Origin of the sequence: Pedobacter alluvionis, from assembly GCF_003664035.1 — a bacterium.
GTDB classification, from domain to species: domain Bacteria; phylum Bacteroidota; class Bacteroidia; order Sphingobacteriales; family Sphingobacteriaceae; genus Pedobacter; species Pedobacter alluvionis.
In genome coordinates this window covers 878076-896211 of record NZ_RCCK01000010.1, presented here as the reverse complement: position 1 = coordinate 896211, position 18136 = coordinate 878076, and the positions used below count along the sequence as shown (strand labels likewise).

General features: G+C 38.4%; 14 protein-coding genes. 9 read left to right on the top strand and 5 right to left on the bottom strand.

What is annotated here, in order from left to right; translation table 11 throughout:
• Positions 1–189: 189 nt before the first annotated feature.
• Entirely contained in the window at positions 190–1410 is a 1221-nt protein-coding gene (locus BCL90_RS03990) for a metallophosphoesterase (protein WP_166792167.1), read from the top strand.
• Between the two features lie 194 nt (positions 1411–1604).
• On the opposite strand, the gene BCL90_RS03985 is transcribed toward BCL90_RS03990, so the two are convergent.
• Entirely contained in the window at positions 1605–4040 is a 2436-nt protein-coding gene (locus BCL90_RS03985; protein ID WP_121282724.1) for a TonB-dependent receptor, read from the bottom strand.
• A gap of 339 nt (positions 4041–4379) precedes the next feature.
• Between BCL90_RS03985 and BCL90_RS03980 the strand changes: the two genes are divergently transcribed.
• From BCL90_RS03980 to BCL90_RS03960, 5 genes are all read left to right on the top strand, one after another.
• The gene (locus tag BCL90_RS03980) at positions 4380–5921 is read left to right on the top strand and encodes a pyridoxal phosphate-dependent decarboxylase family protein (RefSeq protein ID WP_121282723.1); all 1542 of its coding nucleotides are present in this window, start codon (positions 4380–4382) and stop codon (positions 5919–5921) included.
• Positions 5866–8325, top strand: a complete 2460-nt coding sequence (locus BCL90_RS03975) for a GNAT family N-acetyltransferase (protein WP_121283443.1) — start codon at positions 5866–5868, stop codon at positions 8323–8325. Before BCL90_RS03980 ends, BCL90_RS03975 begins: the two co-directional genes overlap by 56 nt.
• Positions 8325–9683 (top strand): lysine N(6)-hydroxylase/L-ornithine N(5)-oxygenase family protein, encoded by a 1359-nt coding sequence (locus tag BCL90_RS03970; RefSeq protein ID WP_121282722.1) that lies wholly within the window; start codon positions 8325–8327, stop codon positions 9681–9683. The genes BCL90_RS03975 and BCL90_RS03970 overlap by 1 nt, the downstream gene beginning before the upstream one ends.
• 127 nt (positions 9684–9810) lie before the next feature.
• Positions 9811–11622 (top strand): IucA/IucC family protein, encoded by a 1812-nt coding sequence (locus BCL90_RS03965; RefSeq protein ID WP_121282721.1) that lies wholly within the window; start codon positions 9811–9813, stop codon positions 11620–11622.
• Positions 11623–11926: 304 nt separating this feature from the next.
• Complete coding sequence (locus tag BCL90_RS03960) at positions 11927–12553, top strand: M23 family metallopeptidase (protein ID WP_121282720.1); 627 nt, start codon at positions 11927–11929, stop codon at positions 12551–12553.
• 105 nt (positions 12554–12658) lie between these two features.
• Here BCL90_RS03960 and BCL90_RS03955 read toward each other — a convergent pair whose 3' ends face one another.
• Positions 12659–14362 (bottom strand): FAD/NAD(P)-binding protein, encoded by a 1704-nt coding sequence (locus BCL90_RS03955; RefSeq protein WP_121282719.1) that lies wholly within the window; start codon positions 14360–14362, stop codon positions 12659–12661.
• Positions 14363–14821: 459 nt separating this feature from the next.
• On the opposite strand from BCL90_RS03955, the gene BCL90_RS03950 reads away from it, so the two are divergent.
• Entirely contained in the window at positions 14822–15382 is a 561-nt protein-coding gene (locus tag BCL90_RS03950) for a DUF1543 domain-containing protein (protein WP_121282718.1), read from the top strand.
• Between the two features lie 4 nt (positions 15383–15386).
• Here BCL90_RS03950 and BCL90_RS03945 read toward each other — a convergent pair whose 3' ends face one another.
• Positions 15387–16178, bottom strand: a complete 792-nt coding sequence (locus tag BCL90_RS03945) for a lacto-N-biose phosphorylase central domain-containing protein (protein WP_121282717.1) — start codon at positions 16176–16178, stop codon at positions 15387–15389.
• A 149-nt stretch (positions 16179–16327) separates the two neighbouring features.
• Between BCL90_RS03945 and BCL90_RS03940 the strand changes: the two genes are divergently transcribed.
• Positions 16328–16519 (top strand): hypothetical protein, encoded by a 192-nt coding sequence (locus BCL90_RS03940; RefSeq protein WP_121282716.1) that lies wholly within the window; start codon positions 16328–16330, stop codon positions 16517–16519.
• A 44-nt stretch (positions 16520–16563) separates the two neighbouring features.
• On the opposite strand, the gene BCL90_RS03935 is transcribed toward BCL90_RS03940, so the two are convergent.
• Together BCL90_RS03935 and BCL90_RS03930 are read right to left on the bottom strand one after the other, a co-directional pair.
• The gene (locus tag BCL90_RS03935; protein WP_121282715.1) at positions 16564–17151 is read right to left on the bottom strand and encodes a pentapeptide repeat-containing protein; all 588 of its coding nucleotides are present in this window, start codon (positions 17149–17151) and stop codon (positions 16564–16566) included.
• Positions 17152–17194: 43 nt separating this feature from the next.
• Positions 17195–17740: a TetR/AcrR family transcriptional regulator gene (locus BCL90_RS03930; protein WP_121282714.1), complete on the bottom strand. Its 546-nt coding sequence runs from the start codon at positions 17738–17740 to the stop codon at positions 17195–17197.
• Between the two features lie 113 nt (positions 17741–17853).
• Between BCL90_RS03930 and BCL90_RS03925 the strand changes: the two genes are divergently transcribed.
• Positions 17854–18099 (top strand): hypothetical protein, encoded by a 246-nt coding sequence (locus tag BCL90_RS03925; RefSeq protein WP_121282713.1) that lies wholly within the window; start codon positions 17854–17856, stop codon positions 18097–18099.
• Positions 18100–18136: the final 37 nt, after the last annotated feature.

Genomic DNA, 18136 nt, shown 5'->3' with positions numbered 1-18136 from the left:
AAATTATAAAATATGCAACAGGAAGTTGATTTTAATTCAACATTCTATCATATTTATAAATATAACGCATAATAACAGAAATTGCATTAATCAAACGAGCGTAAAAATAACCGCCAGCCGTAACAGTTGGCAATTACGGGTGTTTAAATTCTATTTTTACCCTTTATTCTGATTTACAGATTTTTAATAATGAAAAGAAAACTCAATCTACTGCCGCTCCTAATAGTTGCAATTATGTTTTTTGCCTTAAATGCGTACGTATTATCGGGCTTGGGCACCATCAATCAATCAAGTTTACTGAGTCCAATTTTTTGGGTATTTATTATCGGTTTAACTTTTGCTTTACTTTACGCCATTCAGCAGATGCGGATTCAGGGCATCAATAAGTTTTTCCAGATTGTCAGTCACGCATTTTTGATCATTTTTGCTGCAGAAATTGTCTTTGCTTTTTTTCTGCTGCTAGGCGATGTTTACAGCTTATTAATCGCGCTGGCTACTAATTTTCAGCCTGGAGGTTTCCAGCTGTCAGGCCGTAGTAATTACTGGGTAGATTTTGCCTTTGTGATGTTCTGTTTAACCATTGCCCTGTTTGCTTATGGCATCACGCAGGGAAAATATGCTTACCGCGTAATAAAACATACTTTGTATTTTGATGATCTGCCTGCCAGTTTTGACGGTTTTACCTTAACACAAATTTCTGATGTACATTCCGGAAGTTTTACCAACCCTAAAGCGGTACAAAAAGGTATCGACATGATTAATGCACAAAAAAGTGACCTGTTTGTTTTCACCGGAGATTTGGTAAACAACGCGTCTTCAGAAATTGTGCCTTACATCGGGCATTTCTCGCAGATTAAAGCGCCTTTCGGACAATTTTCAGTATTGGGTAATCACGATTATGGCGATTATATCAAATGGCCAAGCGAAATTGATAAAATCAAAAATTTAAACCAATTGAAAGCTTATCACAAAGAACTGGGTTTTAAACTTTTGCTGGATGAGCATATTGAATTACATAAAAATGGCGAGAAGATTATATTGGCCGGGATAGAGAACTGGGGTATAGGTTTTGGAGAGCGTGGCGATCTGAATAAAGCCCTTCAAAATACGAATGTAAACGATTTTAAGATTCTTTTATCCCATGATCCTTCACATTGGGATGCACAGGTAAAAAATTATCCTTCTAAAATCCAGCTGTCGCTCGCCGGACACACACATGGTATGCAGTTCGGTATTGAAGCTTTTGGCATTAAATGGAGCCCTATAAAATACCGTTATAAACATTGGGCGGGCATCAAAACCGAAAATGGAAGATATCTGAATGTAAACAGAGGTTTCGGTTTCCTGGGCTTTTCAGGGCGGATTGGTATATGGCCGGAAATTACGGTAATTGAACTGAAGCGGAAATAAAAAAGGTCGTCATTGCCTACAATTCTTTCAACAAAAAGGTCGTCATCTCGACTGGAGCGCAGCGGAATGGAGAGATCTATATAGATAGATTTCTCGACTTCGTTGCACTTCGCTCGAAATGACGACCGATAAAAAAATTCCACAGACTAATTGAAATAACGATTGGTTGCTGAGTCACCAACCAATGTATTCACCTAGTAATTAAGCGTATACGTTAAATTATACGTACGGCCGCGGCCTGCATAATTAAATGTTTCCGGTTTAGCCAAAGCCTGGTATAAAAATACCGAACGTTGACTCCAAATGGTCTGATAATTTTTGTTCAACAGGTTTTGCACACCGAATGATAAACTTCCGGTAAATAACTTTACAGATCCCAACAAATCAACAGTAGTGAAGCCTTTTAACTCATTTTGCACTACAACATTTCCAACTGTAGCATAACCTTTCGAATCAAATGAGTGGAAAGCCTGGGCTTTTATACCAAAAACTTTTCCGTTATAACCCAAATAACCTGCAATTTTTGATGGACTTGCAACAGTTACATCCTGTAATGACCAGGTACCATCGGCATTTTGTTTTTGTGTTTTGATGTACAAACCGTTTACGCCAGCTTCAAAACCATTTTTCAGGTTTAATGATAATGAACCTTCAACACCTAAATTCCTAACATTTTCATCGAAAACTTCAATATTGAATGTACTATTCGTTTTTACGTTTTTATCAGATAAGGCATAAAAACCAGCTACCTGTGCATTAAATACACCTGTGCGGTAACGGTAACCTGCTTCGTACTGTTCTGTTTTGATACCTGTTAAAGGAGAACTTCCAACATTAATTGAGTTGCCTAAATTATAGTTGGTACCTACTAAGGTATAACTACCCTGTCCGTAATATTTAGCCGGATCTGCCAGGTTAAAACCTTGTGAGAAATTAACCCACGCCTGTTGAGCTGTATTGATTTTAAATACTAAACCTCCATTTAATAAGTTTACATCGTAATGGTTTTCACCACCAGCAATGGCCGTAGCAGTTCTGCCAACACCATAAGCCAAGGGTACAGAAGCAGTAGTACCTACAAAATCGCCAACTTTAACAAACATACGTTGCTGACGCACACCTCCCGACAGGCTTAAGAAGTCGGTTACTTTAACCTGCGCCTGTAAAAAACCAGATAAACCATTTACCCTGAAGTTTGGGTAACGTGTAATAGTAGCCACTGTAGTATTGTTTAAACCACCAGATGCGAAGGCTTTTGCTCTATCAAACAAAGCTTGCTGTGCGTTAAAATTCTCATTATCTGCATCAATACCGTAAGTAAGATTCAGTCTGTTCCAATCTTTATTCAATACCAGTTTTAAAGCACTGTAATTGGTATTTTGGATAGATGAACCACTATAAAGTGCGCCAGGTATTAACGCTTGTCCTGGAAATGGGTGAAAGCTGAACTGCTCATTTCTTGCAGCTGCCTGTACATATAATGTTTGACCGCCTAAAATGTCGCTTGCCTGGTAATTGACATTGATATTCGCCCTGCTCGTTTTTGGATCAACGTCTGATGAATAACCGTTTCTCATTTCCAAAAGCGCTGGTGTTGTTCTCAATCCTGCATAATTGGCTCCTAAAAACAGGTCTTTATCACCACGGTAACCCGAATTGTAATATTGGGCATTCACCGATAACTTTTGGTAATCAGTTAGTTTAAATTCGGTACTTCCGAAAAAATCAAACGATTGGTTATACTGTAAATCGGTTTGCGTAATGTCGGTAAAAATCTGTTTTCCATCGGCGCCATAGGCTGCATTATTTTTTTGGAAAGCCATACCAATGCGTCCATTCCAATCTTTGCTCCCGCCAGAAATAGCTTGTGCCACACGGACATCGTGATCGCTTTTTTCTTTCAAACCACTGCGAACACCAACCTGTGTGGTAAAACTTGGCTGACTATCCTGTCCTTTCTTGGTAATGATATTGATGATACCACCTGTTGCACCACCGCCATAAACAGCACTCGCTCCGGATAAAACCTCAATTCTTTCAATATTGAAAGGATCTATTGATTCGAACTGGCGACTTACGCCACGGGTACTGTTTAACGATACACCATCAATCATCACCAATGCATCTCTGCCACGTTGGTTCTGTCCGTAGTTAGTACGACCCTCCGGACCAGCATCCAAACTCGGAATCAATTGTGCTAATGTTTGTTTAAGCGGAATTCCGGCCCTTGTCTGTTCCTGGATTTTAGCGCCGTCTACCACCCAAACAGTACCCGGTATTTCGCTGATTCTGGTTGGTTTACGTGACGATACCACGACTACTTCCTGCATGTTTGATGTAGGACTTAAGTTAACTGTTAAGTTAACTGTTTGATTTTTAGCCAAACTCACTTTTTGTAATATGGTGGTATAACCTACATAACTTACCTGTAATTTGTAAGATCCTTCGGTTAATTTCAGTTCGAAACTACCGTCGGCACCTGTTGTAGCTGAGGCATCTTTGCCTTCAACTTTAATATTTGCTCCTGCAAGCGGTGCCGTTTCTCCAATTACTTTTCCGGTAACCGTTTGTGCTTTACCGCTAAAGATAAATCCACAGATTAAGATCGCAATTAAGTATAGATTTTTCATTTTTATTTATTTGGTTTCATTAAGGGTTATTATTTTTTTGCGCAAAGCAATCATTTATTTAGATCAAATCCAAATAAACTTAATTAAAAATTATCAGCATAGATTTTAAAATATTTCAAAAACTATCTATTACCTACTTACTAACAACATGTTGAAAATATTTAGAATATTATTTTTAATCAATCTAAATAAAAATATACCTTAGCAATCGAAGTTTTTAATAAAAAACAGCTCATGTTTAATTTCACCTAACCAGAGTTATTCATGAAAATATCGACTTAAAAAGGTCAGATGTTTATTGCCACTTAAACCTTTAATCCTTGAAAAATTGAAAAACTAATGTTTACATCAGACCTAGAAAAACATGAACTAATTGATTTCCTTACGGAAAGTCCGACAAAGGAAATTTTTCACCACGAAAATGAAGCAGAATACCTGCATGCAGTAGGAAAAGTTACCCAGGCGGTAAAAAAATTCCTCAACAATAATCAACAACCTTTTAGTGGCATATCGCCGTCGGAATTAAGGCCGCTGTTTGATTCGATTGAATTTGAAAAAACACACGACAACTACGATGCTTTGCTTAAAGAAGTTGAACAGCTTTATACCAGCCATGCGGTTGCCTTTCACCACCCAGCTTATATTGCCCATTTAAACTGCCCAATTGTGATCCCGGCGGTAGCTGCTGAAGTAATGATTTCGGCCATCAATTCGTCCATTGATACCTGGGATCAAAGTGCCGGCGGTACCTTAATTGAGCAAAAACTAATCGAATGGACCTGCGATCAGATTGGTTACTGCAAAAAAGCCGACGGCATTTTTACCAGCGGCGGTACACAGAGCAATTTAATGGGGCTTTTATTGGCAAGGGATCATTATTCCATTACCGCCCTGAACCACAATATCAAATTAAATGGTTTGCCACCGGAAGCCTCACGCTTTAGGGTTTTTGTTTCAGAAAAGGCACATTTCAGCATCCAGAAAAATGCTTCACTGTTAGGTTTGGGCGAAAAATCGGTGATCAAGATTAAAACCGACCGCAGTTTCAGGATGAATACCATTTTACTGGAAGATGCCATTAAGCGTGAAATTGCTCAGGGCAATATTCCGATTGCCATTGTAGGCACGGCCGGCACTACCGACTTCGGCAATATTGATCCGCTTAAAGAACTTGCGTCGATAAGTCAAAAATACAATACCTGGTTCCATATCGATGCGGCTTATGGCTGTGGATTATTGCTGACAGACAAATATAGAGGCTTACTCAATGGTATCGAACTCGCACACTCGGTTACTGTTGATTATCATAAATCATTCTTCCAGCCCGTAAGCAGCAGCGGTTTTCTGGTACGCGATAAAAACTTTTTCAACCTGATTACGCACCACGCTGATTACTTAAATCCAAAGGATCATGATGAGGATGGTTTGCCGAACCAGGTGAACAAATCGATACAAACCACCCGCAGATTTGATGCTTTAAAACTCTGGTTTACACTCAGGATGATGGGCAGAAACAAACTGGGTGGTTATTTTGATACGATTATTGAAACGGCGGCCCAAATTGCCGATCGCTTAAATTTCGACAGCGATTTTGAGCTGATGAATGAATCAGATATTAGCGCCCTGGTTTTCCGTTACCGGCCAAAAAATGTACGCCTGGATGTTTGCGTCATGAACCAGCACATTAAAAAAGCCATGTTTAATGAAGGAAAGGCCTTAGTGGCAGGCACCAAGATTAACCAACAGTTCTACCTCAAATTTACCCTACTTAACCCGCTAACTACCATCAGCGATATTGAAAACATTATTAAAATCATTAAAAAACATGGAAACGAATACGTTAGACTCAATCAAGCTTCAGCAGATTTCAGAAGAAACTAATTTTAATGCGCTTCTAAACAGTTACTGTAGAGAATTTACCAACTGGAGCCGTTATGTCGGTATCCCTAAATATGACGAATCTTTAGCCAATTACCTGGTTACAACAAGCGATCGTTTGCATATCAGGTTTGACTTTACAGCCATTGGTTTCGAAGTATACGCACCGTTAAAATTTTATGCCGATAGTGGCCGCCATCTGTTTAATTTCCCGGTAATTGAACGGAATATTGCTACCGATGTGGTCAAGCCGATCAGTATTTACAGGTTTATGGAACTCGCCATTCAATTCAGTGCAGAGGAGTTTCCGCATGCAGATGCTGATATCGTAAATCAACGTTTAGCCAACAGTATAGAAAACCTTGAAGCATTTCTCTCTTATTTTAAGCAAAACGGTAAACCTGTAAATTTTGCGAAAATGAGCTTTATTGAGGCCGAGCAATCTTTAATTTTAGGTCATAACGCCCATCCCCTACCCAAAGGAAGATCTGGTTTTAACAAAAAGGATGAACTGTTTAAATATTCACCAGAAACACAAGGAAAGTTTCAACTGGCGTATTTCCTGATCTCTGCCGAAAATATTGTTGAGAAAAATGCAGAAGGTTTCGACATGACCGATTTTTTCAGGATTGAGCTTTTAGATAGCGGAAATGCTGAGGTCATAGCTTTATTGGATAAACACCCAAATTATAAGGTAGTGCCTATGCACCCTTGGGAAGCCGAATATTTGCTTACTCTCCCTAAGGTAACAGCGATGCAGGAAGAAAAGCTCCTTTTCTATCTCGGACATTTTGGAGAACTCTATACACCAACATCTTCCGTAAGAACGGTCTACAATGCATCGAGTGATTGGATGCTTAAATTTTCATTACATGTAAAAATAACCAATTCAGAACGGGTTAACCTGGTCCGGGAACTTCACCGCGGTTACGATGTAAGTAAACTTTTGAAAACAGAATATGGTAAGGCAGCCAAAGCAGAATTCCCTGAAATTGAATTCATTACCGACCCTGCTTTTATCACCGTAAATTATAAAGGTGAAACTATTGATGGTTTCAACATCAGCATCAGGCATAATCCATTCAAAGGAGAAGATGCTGGTAAAAATGTAAGTTTATTGGCGGCGCTTTGTCAGGATGGCTTATTGGGCCAAAAACCGAGGATTGTCCATGTAATCGAGGAGGCATCCATCAGCAAAAATAAAGCGCTTGCCTATACTGCAGTAAACTGGTTTAAACAGTACCTGCACCTTTGTGTAACTCCGATTGTTGGCCTGTACAACAATTTTGGAATGGCTTTTGAGTTCCACCAGCAAAATGTGATGGTAGAACTGGATAAAGATTATTATCCTGCCAAACTTTATTTCAGGGATAACCAGGGTTATTTCTTTAGTGATGCCAAAGCGGAGGAACTAAAAGCGGTTTATCCGGGTATAGCCGCAGAAAGTGGTTCGATTGTACCAAACGAATACATTATCCCTAAACTCACCTATTACCTGCTCATCAACAATATATTAGGTGTAGTAAATGCCCTTGCAAGCAACAACCTCGCCGATGAAAAAACCTTAATCGATCTCGTTTATCTGGAGTTTAAACAATTCGAAAACAGCGATACGACAGGTTTAATTAATTATATCATCAATCGCCGAAGCTGGGAAGTAAAGGGTAACCTGCTGACCAATCTTTGCAATATTGATGAAGCCAGTGCGCCGATTGATAATCCGGCTATTTACCGTGAGTTTCCAAATCCACTGTCTAAATATTTCTTCTCTGAAAATCTGATCAAACCAAAAACCAATGAGGTATTGTACAGCAGGTTTTTTCCAAAGGAAAATGTGACGATCAACATCCGTCCCTTTAATATCGACCGCGATCTGGAAATGGTTCACGATTGGTTTAACCAGGAGCATGCCAAACCGATCTGGAAAATGGATGGTCCGATTAAAGACTTAGAATTATTTTACAGGACTTTATTACCTAACGATTCATCGCACAGTTTTATTGGTGAAATAAACGGCGAACCCACCTTTACGATTGAGCCTTATTGGCCAATGCGTGATGGTGTGGGTGCCTGCTACGAAGCGTTAACTACCGATTACGGTGCACATTTATTGATTGCCCCTACCGATAAGGATAAAAAATTCAGTTTCGAGACAGGCCAGGCCTTAATGGATTTCATTTTTGAACAACCCGAAGTAGGTAAATGCATCGGTGAAGCAGCAGTGGAAAGTCGTGCGATGCACATTTTTGTAACCAGACTAGGTTTTAAATTAGAAAAAGTGATCCAAATGCCTTATAAAATGGCCAATTTAACTTTCTGTTACCGCGATTGGTATTGGGATAAATTTCCTGAAGCCAAAACTTATGCCATGATGAAAACAGCACAATTTGAAACGGAGGAAATATAATGCAGGAACAGAAAACATACGATATAGTAGGGATCGGAATCGGTCCTTTCAATTTAGGTTTGGCGGCTTTATGTGCCCCGATCAATAGCTTATCTACCTTATTTTTAGATCAGGCAAGCGAATTTAACTGGCATCCAGGTATGATGCTAAGCGATGCAACCTTACAGGTTCCATTTATGGCCGACCTGGTTACCATGGCCGATCCAACCAGTCCGTACAGCTTTTTAAACTATCTTAAACAAACAGATCGTCTGTATAAATTCTATATCAGAGAAGATTTTTTTGTATTACGAAAGGAATATAATGCGTATTGTAAATGGGCGATTAACCATCTGCAAAACTGTCATTTCGGACAAAAAGTAATCAGTATAAATTACGTTGACGGTGTTTATCAGGTAGAAAAAATTGATCAATCAAGCGGAACCAGTGAAACCATTTTCACTAAAAAAATAGTGCTCGGAACGGGAACTGCACCAAAAGTACCTGATTTTATTAGCCCAGCTGAGCATAAAAATACCATACATTCTTCAGAATATTTAAAGTTCAAACCCACGCTGTTGAATCAAAAAACGGTAACGATTATCGGCTCAGGACAAAGTGCTGCAGAAATTTTCTACGATCTTTTACCTGAAACGGAAAATGGTTTAAAACTAAAATGGTTTACACGTCCAGATCGCTTTTTTCCTATGGAATATTCGAAATTAACATTGGAACTCACTTCACCAGAGTATGTAGACCATTTTTACAACCTCAGCGATGCCAAACGCAAACAGCTTTTAGGAAAACAAAATTCGCTGTTTAAAGGCATAAACTTCGAACTCATTAACCAGATTTTCGATAAATTGTATGAATTGAGTGTTGATGGCGAGAAAATCAATGCCGAATTGATGCCCAATTGTCAGCTGAACAATTTAATGGTAAAAGCAGACGGCACATACGAGCTCGATTTTTTTCATATCGAAAGTGAAAAGGATTTTACTGTTGAAACGGATTTTGTGGTATTAGCAACTGGTTACAAGTACAACGAGCCAGGTTTCTTATCAGGGATAAACGACCGCATCGCACGTAATGCAGAAGGGCTGTTTCATGTACACCGCAACTACGCTATCGATGTAAACGGGAACGAAATTTTTGTTCAAAATGCCGAATTGCATACACATGGTTTTGTAACCCCTGATTTGGGTATGGGTGCTTATCGCAATGCATCCATTATTAATGCCATTTTAGGTTTCGAAATTTATCCGGTAGAAAAACGGATTGCCTTTCAACAATTTAGTGTAAATGGCGAGCAAGAGGTTCTTGAACAGGCTCAGGATTTCATCCGGGACTGTCACGTTGAGCCTGTCGAAACGCCTTAAACTTTAGGTTGGTCCGCATGCTGGTCGGGATTTGTAATCCCGATCATAGAGAGCCGGATTTAAAATCCGGAGCACGAAAAGTCCAGATTAAAAATCCGGACTAACACAAATAAAAAAATTAAATACCATGAATTACAACAATTTCAATCACATAAAACCTTTAAAAAAAGAAGTTTGGGATAAGGTAAACCTAAACTATATTTCAAAATCAATCGTGGAGTTGATGCACGAGAAATTAGCAGAACCAACGCTGATCAATACAGACGAGCAAGGAAATTCTGATTTCCATATTGCAACAGATTCTGAGGAGATCTATTATACTTTTTCAGGTCAGCAACGTACTTTAGATTATTTGCACATCGACAAACAAAGCATCAAAAAATTTGTAAACGGAGAAAGTGTAATCGTTAACAACGCCCCGGCATTTTATACAGAACTACAGCAAACTTTTGGAATTAAACCTTTTACCTTGGCCCATTTTGTGGAAGAAACTTTAAATACGTTATATGCGGATGCATATATCCACGAAAAAGGCCGGTTAACCGCTGATGAATTGGCTAATGCTGATTACCAGACCATCGAACACCAGATGGACGGTCACCCATGGGCCACCATTAACAAAGGACGGATCGGTTTTAACCATAGCGATCAAGGTAAATATGCGCCAGAAGCAGGACAGAAAACGCAATTGGCCTGGTTGGCTGTTCATAAATCAAGGGCAGCCTTTAAAAGTATCGAAAGTATTTCTCCATTTTCCTTTTATAATGAAGAACTGAGTTTAAAACAGGTTCACGACTTTAATCAAGGATTAATCCAACAGCAGCTGCAGCCTGAAGATTATTTTTTCATCCCCGTGCACGAATGGCAATGGAATAATAAAATCGTATTGCAGTTGGCGCATGACATTGCCCATCAATTGATTATTCCAGTTGGTGTCGGGAAGGATGAATACATGTGTCAAAACAGTATCCGTACCTTTTTTAATGTAAGTGAACCTAAAAAACATTATGTAAAAACGGCCATTTCTATTTTAAACACCTCCATTTTCAGAGGACTTTCGCCTAAAAAATTGGCTATTGCACCAAAGGTAACACAGTGGGCAAAAGACATGTTACAGGGTGATGAATACTTAAAACAAACCCGCGTGGTACTCTTAGGCGAGGTGGCTACAGTTGCTTATACCCATCCTCAATATAGCGAAATACCCGGTTCACCATATCAATACCAAGAATTTTTAGGTGCAATCTGGCGAGAGAGTGCTGAAAATTACCTTGTAGAAGGTGAAAACATCATGACTATGGCGAGCCTGCTTTATGTAGATGATAATGGAAAAAGCATGGTTGAGGCCCTGATCGAAAAATCGGGTTTAACTGCCGAAATCTGGTTAAACGCTTATTTATCGGCTTATCTTAAACCAGTGTTAAGGATTTTTTACAAACATGCTTTTTTCTTCAGTCCACATGGCGAAAACACTATTTTGGTAATGAAAAACGGTGTGCCGGAGCGAATTATTATTAAAGATTTTGTAGAAGAAATTGTGCTGACTGAAGAATCAAAAGCAAAATTACCGAATGATCTGGTAGATGTTTTAAGGGAAATTAACGATGAGTTAGCACCTTTATTTATCCTATCGGGAATATTTGATGCGCTTTTCAGATACCTAAGCAATATTTTCCACAGTTATGTTGGCCTGGATGAAAAGCAGTTCTGGCGCCAGGTGGCAGATGTAATTTTAGCATTTCAACAAGAAAACCCGGAGCTTGCTCCTAAATTTCAAAAATTCGATTTGTTTGTACCCGAATTTATCAGGGTGTGTATTAACCGTGTTAGACTGTTAACCCATGGCTATAGCGAAAGCACCGATGTTCCGGTTCCGGAATTGATTGGTACGTTAGTTAACCCGGCGGCAGAAGCTTTGAAAGAGAATGTTTTGGCGTAATGTGAAGTCATCTGTTACGATCTGACTTTGAGTAAATCCAGACGATTTTATAAAAATCAAATAAATTTTTCTCCGTGGCAGATGGTAACATCTGCCATCACGAATACATCTGCCACCACGAAAAAAGTTCGTCATTGCGAGAAGGCTTTTTCAGCCGACGAAGCAATCTTACAACTATCGCTACTATCGTGAGCATTAAGATTGCTTCGTCGTTCCTCCTCGCAATGACGACCCTATTTTTTTAAACTATAAAAATAGTTTATATTAATAAAATCATTATCTTGCCATTAAATTACTCCCTGGTATGAAAACATTATTATTTATCTTTTTATCGACACTATTATTCGAAACACCGACCATTGAAAAAGATCGGGATCGCTGGAAACCTTATTATACCGATACTGCTCCGGCTAAAACAGCAGATCAATGGTTTCTACCCTTTGATGTGGCTAACAGAAAAAAAGCAAATAACATTAAAATCATCAGCATTTTTGGCGATCATCGGGATAGTTATGTTAAAGGCCATATCCACACCGCTATTGATATTAATCCTGCCCAGCCGAAAGCGAAACTAGTTAATGTTTACGCTATGGCGAACGGAATAGTTTGCTCTGTACATTTAGGCGAAAATCAACGTACTGTGGTCGTTAAGCATAAACTCCCTAATGGCCACACGATGTTTACCTCCTACAAACACCTTAAAGAGGTTTATGTTAGCAACGGACAAAATGTTGATCAAAACACTAAACTGGCCAGGTTATTTACACCGCAGGAAAGTAAAAAGTACGGAGGCGATTATCACCATCTCCATTTAGAAATCAGGAAAAAATTTGATGATTATGGTTGTGCAAGCTGGTTAACATTTAATAATAAACAACTTAACGAAAGGTTTTATAATCCTCAGGCATTTATAAAAGAACACATCAAATAGCTGTAAATTAAAAACAGGACCTTTCCGGAATGTATTGAGAAAATTGTATAGATAGTGTCTAAAATTAGACACTATCTATATTTAACCAAAAAATAATAAAAGTTTTTAGCTCAAAATACGATCCAGCACTGCTCCAGATGCTGCTTCAGAGAAATCGATTCCGGAATAATCGGGATTATAACCACCAATGTATGGAACGGCCATGATATAGATTCTTTTATTCGCCTGCCCAGCCTCATCTACCACCTGAAAATAATCGTTGATGGTGATACCTGGAACAGTTAAAAGGTAATTATCGCCTTTTTTGGTCACGAAATCATTATGTTTCATTTCTTCCTTTCCAATAGCAGCCGACTGGAATTTTAATCTTGCCGGACTTATGGTCCCATTTTTAATTAAACTTTTAAAAGGAAAATCATCAAAAGAAAGATGCGGTTGACCAATACAATCAATAAAGGTATCGAAATGGACAGTAACCTTTTTATCATCTACTTTGTAATGGTAATCTGCACCCCCGGTTTTTAAGGGTTTTACTTCTGCATCATCGCCAACAGCTACAATATTTAATACACCAGCATCATGTAGGGCCAATAGTTCCCTGCACGAACTTTGGGGTACAAATGCAATTACAATGGATATAAGTGGCATTAACACTTTTTGCAAGCGTTCCATATCCTCTGCTGAAAGGTATTTTGCCGGGTAGTTCATCGCAAAACTTAAAATGGCAAGTGCCTCTTTCCAATAGATCGATTTTCTCTTCTCAATCGATTTTTCTGCTTCTTCATATTCCTTTTTGAAGAGATCAAATGGTTCCATTTTTTCGCGGTAGTCCATCATCGCACTTACGAACTGCTCAAGATTCATGTCTTTGATCTTTTCATAAAAAACAGGATCTTTTTCAATGAACATCTCTTTAAAATTTTTCTCAAATACAAAATCCAAAGGCAAAAAGCCCCCATTTACCTTGATACTTTTTTGGATTTCAGTTTTACTTAGCGTTTCGTCCTTCCCTAAATGCGAGTCTTCCAGGTGAAACCTGATCGCTGGTAATAGCCCGCTCCTGGAGTGCATCACGATTTTAAAACCTTTATTCTTTAGGTGGTACGAATAGGTACCATCTTCATTATCGGAAAAATTTCCATTTTGTCGCGCCAGGGTTCTTAAGGCATCAATGGCAGTTAACGAAGAGCCCATAATGCCAACGGTGTGGTTCAGTTCTAAAGCAATTTTTTTGGGCGGATATGGTGAATCGAAATAATGAGGAATTTTACCTTCGTATTTTTTTGGCCAATTATGACCGGTACAGATGATTACCTGGTCGAAATGAGCTTGATCACGTCCTTTAACACTTACCGCTACCTGATTATCTCCAGGTAAATCAATAATATCTTCCACAATACAATTTAAATGCACATTGGTTTTAATCCCGTTATTTTCTGCAACTTCTTTTAATAATTTAAACTGAGCGGAAAGATATTCACCAAAAAACAATCTGGGCAATACCTTATACTCGTTAAATTTATCCGCATTAATATCAAATTTTTCTAAAATTTCTTTCGGTGCAATTTTCACCCACTCTTCAATTGAGTTATATATGACTGGAATTTCATTGTCAGACACGTTAGTAATGTGTTCTACATTTGCTCCTTCAGCACTATAGGGCATACCCGCTCCTAAATAATCTTTACGTTCGAATATCTCTATTTCGAAGTTGGGAGCTTTAGATTCAATTAATCTTTTATACATGAACAGACCACTCGGGCCGCCACCAATGATGGCAATTTTCTTTTTTGCTGTTTTCGTATCCATTTATAATTTATACAATCCTAAAAAAAGGAAATTGTTTTAAATCGATGGAAAATGTAAGAGGAATGATGGAATTGATTGCCGTGGAGGCACGAAACGAGGAATACTCTTTCTCGGTTGTCATCCTGAGGAGTAATTTATTTTCTCCTCGTAAATCCCCTCGGGTTACCGTCATTTCGAGCGGAGTGCAGCGCAGTCGAGAAATCTGTCTAGATAGATCTCTCCATTTCGCTGCGCTACAGTCGAGATGACGACCATTCTATTGGAGTTCGCCCTCAACCCTTAGCCCTCTGTGCCTTTCTTTGTGTTCTCGGTGGTGAAAAAATAAAGGAAATCACAAAATTCTAAGAACCTATTTTGATTAATGCTGTTAAAAGGTGAGTGAATTAGGAGTTTGGAGTCAATCAACCAGTGTTAAATGAATGACTAATCGAGCTAATGTACCAGTGAACAATTAAACTTATGAACGATTTAAAACTATATATGATTTTACTGGGATCGAAAGCGCCCAAAAGAAACGTAGAGCAGCACGATTATTTCTTCGGCATCGCCCATTCACTAAAAGATCTTGTGCCCGAAATTAAAGCATTTTGGCCAGGAACAGGTACAAGCCTGCATATTGATGGATGGCGGGAAGTAACCAAAGTTGATGATTACGGGATCAGCATTAAATTAAGGGATGAGCATACGTCGCCATCGCTACATAAATTGTTCTTTATCAACCTGGGGGGCTATTTATCAAACAAATTATACGAACAGCACCATATTGTATTATCAGTGCATGATGAAAGGGCTAAAGCCATTCAGGATGCCAAAAAAACGGTGTTTTTTAAAACCAATTCAATCGAAGGAGCCAATTCGCACATCGACGAAAAATATGGAATCGATGTAGATGATATTTATAAAATTGAGGATATTTTAAGTGAAGAGGCCAAACAGAAATACCACATCGAAATAAAATCATCTTCAGGATTACCAGAAGATGAGATTCATTTAGGCTATTTTAAACTGGATAAACTTTAAGCAATTATTTTTTAACGAGGCTTTTTAACCAAACCACCAGATCGTAGGCAGCTTTATCGTTTTCGAAGCCCATTTCTTTTGGTAAACGGCCATTAACATATTCATCGTACAGCCATGGATCAGCAATGGCAATTACATTTCCTTTACCAAATCTGGTAGTGGCAATAACCGTTGCACCAGCCGCATTTTTCAAAACCGGTTTTGCCCCGTTTTTGGTGTCGATTGAGCATACATCTTTCATGAATATTTTTTTTGCCGTTTTAAACACCGGATTATTTTTGATCACGATGCCGCCATCTTCAAAATGTGCATCATCAATTACATGATTTTGCATTTCGTTGGTAAAGTGCATGCCGAATACATTAGCCAATTTATTAAAGTGTGGTAACTCTACGTTTGCACTATCGTTAGCAAACATTACCAGTGCCCCACCCTGCTTTACCCAGGCAGAAATTGCAGCAATGTGGTCAGCTTCTATGTAATTCGGTTTAGGATTTTCTTTCGGACGATCGGGATCTACAATTAAGTAAACATCACTTCCTTTTAAATTAGCTATTGTTGGTGCTGTTTCAAGCGAATCCAATTTAAATCCTTCTTTTTTAAATACATTACCAAAAATGGAAAAACCACTCATTGCCTGCTCATTCCACAGGTAATGAAAACGCTCTACCTCTCCCGCTTTATTTTTTCGGGTTTCACTATTAAAAAAATAATCTAAAGTAACAGTTTGTGCACTTGCCAGAATAGATGAACAGATTAAAACAGAAAGTGTGCAAGCTTTAAAAAGCAATTTCATAAACATATCGGGTGTAATTGGTTAATAACCCAAAAGTATGAAATTTAACGATAATGAAATTGTTATAATCAACCAACAAAGACATCATTAAAGATAAAACTTACTCTACATACAGGTAAATTGATTAACCAGAACAAAGAAATACCGCCATGGTTAAAATCAATATAACAGCTTTACAGCCAATGCATATAATCCTGCTCGGCGCCATGCCCGATATGATTTCTTATAACAATTTCCTCAGAGACAATGTAGGAGCACTGGCTTATGTAGTAAATATCCAGAGCTTTTTGGTCCTGAATCAATCAAAGGCCGAAACAGCTTATGCGTTGGAGCTTGGTTAACCGGTAAATTATTGAAATTGGTTAATCAATTCAAAATTAGCGGACTAATCTTCAATATCCAGTTTGAAGTGATCCAATAAACCAGAAAGGTTAGCAGACAAAAATCTGGCTTTTTTCATTTTGTTCAGCGCAGGGTCGAAAGAAAAATTACTTGCCGTGCGGAAATCAGTTTTCTCCAGAATTGTCCGGTTAAAAGATGTTGCGGTAAGGTCGCAGTTATTAAAAACAGCTGAAGTTAAATCGGCTGATTCGAAATCTACTTCCTTTAGTGAGCAGTTAATAAAATTTGTTTTCCAGAGCTTGGCACCATAAAAAACAGAATAATCTAAAATACAACCACTAAAAGAAAAAGAGAACATAAATTTATTGCAGGTAGAAAAATCAATACCCAATATCTTACAGTCTTTGAAGGTAATATTACTAAAACCTGTGCCTTTTACCTGAGTGAGAGAGAAATCACAATGGCTAAATTCACAATCCACAAAGTCGTTATGGCTCAGATCACTTTTAGAAAAATCGCATCTTATAAATTCACATTTAATAAATTCTCGCTTTAGCAGCTGTTTACCAGCATAATTGATATCGGTAAAAGTTTTATTTTGGTGAACGGTAGTTTCGATGGGTTCTTCCATAAAATTATAGTTTGATAACTGGGGGAGCAAAAGATATTTCAGTTTAAAGATTAATGAGGGTTTCCAGTACTTGTTGCTTCTTTTTATCGCTGATGTTATAAATACCAAGATTATCCGAATACCACAACCCATCAGCTACAAGCATCATAATCAGGTGTTTTATGCCCTGTCTGGTATCGTCGCCATTTCCAATATACAGATTAGACCATTCATCCCATGTTTTGCGATACTCCTCGTTAATGAGTACAACCTGCATCACAATTTTCATGGTTCTCCGATAATGTAAATCGTTACTTTTACCAATAATAAAGCGTAGGTAAGCCAAACTCCCTTCCTCATTGCCCGATGACTTTTTTTCTTCTATAATCCACTCGGTAAGCTCTGCCAAACTTTGGTTCATCAATTCTTTTAGCAGATCTTCTTTGTTTCGGAAATGATGGATAATGCCCCCCTTGCTCAAACCCGTTTTATCGGCAATGGCCTGAAAAGTAACGCGATGCCAATCTGACGCGCCGATTTCTGCAGCTGCTTCTAAAATAAGCTGTTTACTTACCTCAGGCTCTTTTTTTCTTTTATAGGGATTTTCCATTTCACAAAGATACCGAACGTTTGGTTTGTTTACAAATTATTCCTACGTTTGCATTTACAAAAGATCAGTTGCAGCTATGAATTGATCTTGAAATCCTTTATTATTCCTAAAATATGTCCAGATACATTACCATCATTTCTACCACTATAGAATCGGGCAGCGATAGCAGTTTAATTGCTTTGGCCGTTGCAGGGTTGCAGAATATTTCAGAATGGTCTATCGATCTGGAAGATTGCGACAAAGTAATCCGCATTGTTTCTGCGAAAGATATCAGCAATGAGTTTTGTAAAAAACTGGCATTCTTTGGTATAAAAGCATCGGTGATGGAGGTTTTTGATGATCATTATCACCTGATGTAGTGTTCTAAACCTATCAGATTATAACATCTGACAGCAC